The sequence below is a fragment of the Arthrobacter sp. HMWF013 genome, assembly GCF_003061105.1.
GTDB lineage: Bacteria > Actinomycetota > Actinomycetes > Actinomycetales > Micrococcaceae > Arthrobacter.
Window position 1 is genome coordinate 1 of record NZ_QAIQ01000255.1, and the last position, 6714, is coordinate 6714.

The following is a 6714-nucleotide window of genomic DNA, read 5'->3' on the forward strand; positions in this document are numbered from 1 at the left end:
CACCTGGCCCACGCGGCGGCGCCAACCTGCTCGTCGTTGGCGTCCTGGTCATCCCGCACCATTCCCCGGCGCCGCCGCGTGGGCCAGGTGAGAATGAGGGTCACCAGTGACGCCAGGAACACGAGCCCGGCAATAACGATTCCGGCGTCGATCCAGAACTGCCCCGGGAAGAGCCTGATGAGGGTGTCTTCAAGGGCGAACGTCCAGGTGCCGCTGGCAAAGAAGATCCGGTGGAACTCGGTGAAGAACTGCTGCCAGCCGAGAACTGCCAGCGCCCCGAGCCCCAGGATGATGACCAACCCGACGATGGAGCCTGCAAAAAGTCCCCTGCGCACTCCCCCGGTGCTGCGCCGCCTCAGGTAGGCGATGCCCACGAGGCTGAGCACGATCAGAAGCAGGCCTGCCCCGAAGGCGGAGAGGATGACAAGCTTCACGTCTGCCATGTGGCTGACTTCGCCGTCTTTGAACAGGTCCCCGCCGCTGCGGTTGACCAGGTCCCCGAGATAGCGCGGACCCGCCCAGTTACTGAGGTAGTCAACGGTGTAGGAACCGTAGGTCATCCTGTCATCGGTGCTGAAGCCGTAGCCATCTCCGGGAAAACCGGGCCTGTTGTATTCCACCCAGAGGAACAGAGGACTGGTCACTGCCCGGACGGCCAGAACCAGGAGGATCACGGGGTAGAAAATGGCCAGCAGGACCTGCCAGATCCGCGGCGGCACCGGCTTGGCGTTGGCGGCACTTTCACGCTCGGCGTTGCGCCGCTCCACTTCCTCCTGCGGAGGACGGACCTGCAGTGCTGACGTTGGATGCGGTTCGCTGAACAGGCCGCCGTCCTTATGGGCAGCGCCCGAAGGGGACGCGCCCATGTGGGAGGCGTTGTGGCCCGGGGTTTCGCGGCTGAGGGTTCCGCTTGGGGTCTGGCGGCCCGGGGTTTCGCGGCCGGCATCCTTGGCGGCGGTTGCCGCAGCGGGGGATGCGACGGCGGCGGTTTCGGTGTGGTGGGCTCCGGCGGCGGAGGGCTCCGCTGCAGAAGAAGCCGCAGAAGGTTCGACGGCGGCCTCCGCCGCCTTGCGGTCGGCGCGGCTTTCGGGCTGCCCGGATGCTTGCCCGGCGCGGACGCCGCCGGTGCTGGACTCATCAGTGCCACTGGAGCCGGAGCCTGTCATCCAGGCAAACGCGGGCTCATCCGAGTCTTTCGACGCATCCAGGTCCGGATCCGGCTGCGGCTCCGAGCGTTTGGCAGGGGTCGGCGGGTTGTCGTTCACAGCAGCGTCACTTCCGTTGGGGTTCGCGCTGCCGGCTCTGGTCCGGGCAGCGCCATGTATCTGTTGTTGAGCCTACCGTCCGCTCCTCTGCAACGGCGAGGTGCCACCCCGGACGCGCGCGAATCAGGCGGCGATTTCGGAGTAGCCGGCGTCGCCCGCCCCCAGGTCGCCGCGCTCACCGGCATCATAGGCGCGCCGGCCCCATACCAGCACGTAGATCCAGTACGCGGCCAGGACAGCGGCGCCAATACTGATCTTGGCCCACACCGGCAACGGGCTGGGCGTCACAAAACCCTCCACCAGGCCCGAGATGAACAGCACCAGCACCAGGCCAAGGGCGACGGTGATCAGGGACCTGCCTTCGTCGGCCACTGCGCGTCCCCGGGTCCGGGGACCGGGCGAGACCATGGCCCAGAAGATCCTCAGCCCCGCGGCGCCGGCAATGAAGACGGCCGTCAATTCCATCAGTCCGTGGGGAAGGATGTAGCTGAAGAAGACATCCTGCTTGCCGACGGCGGCAAAGATGCCTGCGGCGATCCCTACTGCCTGCGCGTTGGAGAACAGGATCATCGGCACCCAGATTCCGGTGATGCCGAGGGCCACCGCCTGCGCACTGATCCACGCGTTATTTGTCCAAACGGCGCCGGCAAAGGACGCAGCCGGGTTTTCCGAGTAGTAGTCGATGAAATCCTCCTCGACGTACTGCCTGACCGCGGATTCTGAGGCCACCGCCCGCAAGGCCTCCGGCGACGTCCCGATCCACACCGCGTAGGCGGCACTGACCACGATGAACGCGGCCCCGCAGGCAACGGTGAGCCACCTCAGCCGGTACAGGGCTGCGGGCAGGGCGGCCACGAAGAAACGTGCCAGGTCCGTCATGAAGTTTGAGCGCGCCCCGGTGAAGCGGGTCCGGGCCTGGACCAGGGTGGCGGAGAGGGACGCGGACAGTCCGCCCTCCGGGGCCACGGACCGGATGAAGGACAGATGTGCGGAGGTGGCCTGGTAGAGCCTGAGCAGTTCGTCGGCTTCCTCCCCGCTGAGCCGCCGCTTGTGCGCAAGTTCGTGCAGCCTCGACCATTTGTCTCCGTTGACGGCGGAGAAGGCATCCATATCCACGGCTTCAGCCTAGCCGCCTTAGACTGTGAGCGTCCGGAGGTTGGTTGACCGCAGGAATGGTGACGGGAAGGGGAACCGGCTTGAGTTCAATAATCACAGGCGAGGCCGTTGTCCTGGAACTCCGCCCCGCGTCATTCGCCGCCCGGGCACTGGGGCTGTTGCTCGATGTGCTCTTCAACGTGGTCCTTTTGGTCCTGATCCTCTTCGGCGTCACCGCCGCTGCCCAGGACCTCGACGAGGCGGCGTTCCGGATGCTGCTGCTGGTCAGCATTGTTTTCTGCTTTGTGATTCTCCCCGTGGCCGTGGAGACCCTCACCCGGGGCCTCTCCCTCGGAAAGCTGGCTGTGGGCCTGCGCGTGGTCAGGGACGACGGCGGCGCCATCCGGTTCCGTCACGCTGTCATCCGAGGGCTGACGGGATTCCTGGAAATCTACCTGACCCTGGGCGGCCTGGCCATCGCCGTCGCACTCTTCAACAGCCGGTCCAAACGGCTGGGAGATATCCTCGCAGGCACGTACGCCCTCCGGCGCAGGGTGCCTGTTGAGGCCGCTGTCCGCGTCGAGGTTCCGCCGCATCTGCGCGCCTGGGCCGGAGCGGCGGACATCGGCCGGATCCCCGATGCGACGGCAAGGCAGGCTGCCCGGTTCATCCGGCAGGCCGGGCGGATGTCACCCCTTTCGGCCGCCGGGATGGCCCAGGCCATCGCCACCGAACTGTCGGGGCAGGTGGCCCCTCCCCCTCCGCCTGGTACTATCCCCGAGCATTACCTGGCGGCTGTTATTGCCGAACGCCGCAACCGCGAGCTGGCGCAATTACGGCAGGCCCGGCGCCGCAGTACCGCCACAGCAGAGCGGCTGGACCGCTTGCCCTTCAGTTCTTAGCCGACGGGCATGGATGGGTAGGGCAACGGTTCGCTAGTTGTCGTACTCGGCCCAGGGAATGTTCCAGTCCCCGTAGCCGTCGTCAAGGGCGGCGTAGTCGCCCTCGGTGTTGATGATCTGGACAACATCCCCGGTGGTCATGTTGTCGAACACCCAGGCGGCGCCGTCGGGAGCGAAACCGATGCAGCCATGGGAGACGTTCTTGTTGCCGATGTACGGGTAGGCGGATTCCAGCGCCTGGTGGATGTAGGCCCCGCTCAGGGTGAGCCGGATGGCGTACTCAACGTCCACTTCGCCGTAGTAGGCGGGGTCGCCGGGCTTGAGGCCGATGCTGGCGGCCCGGAAGTGGTCATAGCGGTTCTTTTCCATCAGCACGGCGTAGCCGCGGGCTGAAGGGAAGCGTTCATCGCCCATGCTGACCGGGAGGGTCTTGACCACCTGGTCGTTGACGCTGAGGGTGAACGTGTGGGCGGCGGCGTCGGCGATGGCTACTTTCTTGTCGCCGAAGTTCACGTTGACCTTCTTGTTGAAGTTGGCGATCTGGCCGTTGCCAAGATCCACTCCAAAGAGCTGCATGTCCATGGTGACGGTGGAGTTGGCCACCCAGAAACCCTCCGCACGGTAACGGACCATCGTGTCACTGAACCAGTGGAAGGCCCCGGCCTGGCCGGCGCTGGAGGTGACCTTGATGGCCTTCTCCACGGCATCCCGGTTCACCACCGGTTCGCTGAAGATGATCTGGAGGGGTTGGCCCACGCCTACCTTCATACCGTCCAGCGGATAGATCGCGGCGTCGGCCTCGTGCGTGCTGGAGACGGTATTGAACGAGTGCGTGGTGCTGGTCTCGCGTCCCGCCCCGTCCGTGACCACGTAGGTGTAGCTGTACTCGGTATTGAACTTCAGCGGGCCTGCTGCGGACCAGCCGCTGCCGTCGGTGGCGAAAGTTCCCTGGACTGCTTCGCCGGAGGTACTGGTCAGCGTGACGCTTTCGATCCTGCCGTTGGCCACCTTCAGTGATACCGGTGCAGCCGGGTTCACCTGTTTGGCACCCTCGGCGGGGACGGCGTCCACCTTCACGGGCGCGACGACGGGCGAGGCCACTCCCGGGGCGGACCGGACGGCGGAGCCGGCCTCCGATTCAAGGCCGGCTCCCGCAAAACCCGGAGCCACGGCTGCGAAAACGCCGCCGGTGGCAGCAAGGACGCAAAGGACCGCCACCACCAGAATCTTCTTGGCGGTCCCCCGGCGGCGCGGCTTTAAGTCAGGCTCCATGGTCCGATCTTAATGCTTGGACGTCACAAACCCGGGTGCGGTCAGCACCCGGGGCGTCACACGTCAGTAACGATAGTGCTCAGGCTTGTACGGGCCCGCGACGTCAAGGCCCAGGTATTCAGCCTGGTCCTTGGACAGTTCGGTGAGCTCGACGTCGAGGGCGTCGAGGTGGAGCCGCGCAACCTTCTCATCGAGGATCTTGGGCAGGACGTACACCTGGTTGTCGTATTCACGTTCGCCCTCAGGCTGGTCCCGCTTGGTCCACAGCTCGATCTGGGCGATTGTCTGGTTGGCGAACGAGTTGCTCATGACGAAGGAGGGGTGGCCGGTGGCGTTGCCCAGGTTCAGCAGGCGCCCTTCCGAAAGGACGATGATGGAGCGGCTGCCCTGTCCTGTGGCGGCGTCCGCTTCGAACACCCATTCGTGGACCTGGGGTTTAATCTCCACCTTCCGGATGCCGGGGATCCTGGCCAGTCCGGCCATGTCGATCTCGTTGTCGAAGTGGCCGATGTTGCCCACAATGGCCTTGTCACGCATCCCGGCCATGTGCTCGGCAAGGATGACATCCTTGTTGCCCGTGGTGGTGATGAAGATATGGCCTTCGCTGAGAACGGACTCCAGCTTTGCCACCTGGTAACCGTCCATGGCTGCCTGGAGGGCGCAGATGGGGTCGATTTCGGTGACGATGACCCGCGAGCCCTGGCCGCGGAAGGCTTCTGCGGCTCCCTTGCCGACGTCGCCATAGCCACAGACGACGGCGACCTTGCCGCCCATCAGGACGTCGGTGGCGCGGTTGATGCCGTCCGGCAGCGAGTGGCGGATGCCGTATTTGTTGTCGAATTTGCTCTTGGTGACCGAATCATTGACGTTGATGGCCGGGAAGAGCAGCTTGCCCTGTTCTGCCAGCTGGTAGAGGCGGTGCACGCCGGTGGTGGTTTCCTCAGTGACACCGCGGAGGCCGGAACCGATCCGGGTCCAGCGCTTTGGATCCTCCTGCAGGGACGCACGGAGCACGTCAAGGAAGATCCGGCCTTCCTCGGACTCGTCGTCGGCTGCTGACGGCACAGCACCCAGGGCCTCGAACTCAACGCCCTTGTGGACCAGCATGGTGGCATCGCCGCCGTCGTCCAGGATCATGTTCGGGCCCAGGTCCGGGTCCGTGTCCGCTCCGGGCCAGACGAGGATCTGCTGGGCCGTCCACCAGTATTCCTCGAGGGTTTCACCCTTCCAGGCGAACACGGGAACTCCCTGCGGATCCTCAACGGTCCCCTGGCCGACAACAACTGCTGCTGCGGCTTCGTCCTGGGTGGAGAAGATGTTGCAGGAGGCCCAGCGGACCTCGGCACCGAGCGCCGTGAGGGTTTCGATCAGGACGGCGGTCTGGACAGTCATGTGCAGGGAACCGGCAATCCGGGCACCCTTCAACGGCTGTGTAGGTCCGAATTCGTCGCGGAGCGACATCAGCCCGGGCATCTCGTGCTCGGCGAGGCGGATCTGGTGCCGGCCGGCCTCTGCCAGCGAGATATCGGCAACCTTGTAGTCAAGTGTCATGGGATTCCTTTGCTCTGTCCGGTCGCGGCGACGGCGATGAGGCGGCCGCGGGGTTCTTGCGTCTGTCGGGCTGCGTCTGTGGGGAGGACGCGGGCGAGGGGTGCTTGTCTGTGTGGGGTGGTGGAACGGTTCAGGCTTCACTCGGCCGGGAGTCGTGCTGGTCCGAGCCCGCAGCAGTCGCAGCGAGGCGAAGCTCGGGTGGCAGCAGCAGCGGGATGCCGTCCTCGATCGGGTAGCGCAGCTTCACGCCGGTGTCCCCTGCCGCCGTCGAGACGAGCTCGTCGTCCTCCTGGATCAGGTGTGATCCGGTGACAGGGCACCGCAGGACGGACAACAGTTCAGGACTGATCTTTGGCATGGGTTGATGCTCCCGAAAGGGGCGCGTTCGCGCCGGTGGCTGACTGATTAGCAGATTCCAGCCTACCGCCAGATGGGTGTCAGGAAGGTTCGCGCAGCACGCGCAGATGCCCCCGCCGGGTGCCTTCTGTGCCGGCCGGTGCCTCCAGCGCCGAATGTGATGGACGCTGGGTCTGGGTGGACTGGGACTTCGGTGGCAGCGCTGCTGCTTCACGGACCGCGTTTGCCAGCGCCAGGAGGTCGTCCGGACCGGGCTGCTGCGGGCTCGTGGG

The 6714-nt window shown here is 65.6% G+C and carries 7 protein-coding genes; 1 reads left to right on the forward strand and 6 read right to left on the reverse strand.

Translation table 11 applies throughout. The features are described 5' to 3' along the window. Both DBR22_RS10275 and DBR22_RS10280 read right to left on the reverse strand, forming a co-directional pair. Positions 1-1265: TIGR01906 family membrane protein (locus DBR22_RS10275; RefSeq protein WP_258229133.1), on the reverse strand; the 1265-nt coding region annotated here is incomplete at its 3' end. A gap of 123 nt (positions 1266-1388) precedes the next feature. Further along, positions 1389-2381, reverse strand: a complete 993-nt coding sequence (locus DBR22_RS10280) for a stage II sporulation protein M (RefSeq protein WP_181365122.1) — start codon at positions 2379-2381, stop codon at positions 1389-1391. An 80-nt stretch (positions 2382-2461) separates the two neighbouring features. On the opposite strand from DBR22_RS10280, the gene DBR22_RS10285 reads away from it, so the two are divergent. Then, positions 2462-3262, forward strand: coding sequence for an RDD family protein (locus DBR22_RS10285; RefSeq protein WP_108598938.1), 801 nt, complete (start codon positions 2462-2464; stop codon positions 3260-3262). A 33-nt stretch (positions 3263-3295) separates the two neighbouring features. Here DBR22_RS10285 and DBR22_RS10290 read toward each other — a convergent pair whose 3' ends face one another. The 4 genes from DBR22_RS10290 to DBR22_RS10305 form a co-directional block, all read right to left on the reverse strand. Beyond that, the gene (locus tag DBR22_RS10290; protein WP_108598939.1) at positions 3296-4534 is read right to left on the reverse strand and encodes a L,D-transpeptidase; all 1239 of its coding nucleotides are present in this window, start codon (positions 4532-4534) and stop codon (positions 3296-3298) included. 63 nt (positions 4535-4597) lie between these two features. After that, positions 4598-6085, reverse strand: coding sequence for an adenosylhomocysteinase (gene ahcY / locus DBR22_RS10295; RefSeq protein ID WP_108598940.1), 1488 nt, complete (start codon positions 6083-6085; stop codon positions 4598-4600). A 130-nt stretch (positions 6086-6215) separates the two neighbouring features. Next, positions 6216-6443, reverse strand: a complete 228-nt coding sequence (locus DBR22_RS10300; protein WP_108598941.1) for a Trm112 family protein — start codon at positions 6441-6443, stop codon at positions 6216-6218. 79 nt (positions 6444-6522) lie between these two features. Continuing rightward, the coding region (locus tag DBR22_RS10305) for a DUF3499 family protein (protein WP_146187466.1) at positions 6523-6714 on the reverse strand (192 nt) is incomplete at its 5' end.

Bases quoted from the DNA above. Each gene is read 5' to 3' on its own strand.
- DBR22_RS10290 (WP_108598939.1), bottom strand. From the start codon at position 4,534: ATGGAGCCTGACTTAAAGCCGCGCCGCCGGGGGACCGCCAAGAAGATT.
- ahcY (WP_108598940.1), bottom strand. From the start codon at position 6,085: ATGACACTTGACTACAAGGTTGCCGATATCTCGCTGGCAGAGGCCGGC.
- DBR22_RS10300 (WP_108598941.1), bottom strand. From the start codon at position 6,443: ATGCCAAAGATCAGTCCTGAACTGTTGTCCGTCCTGCGGTGCCCTGTC.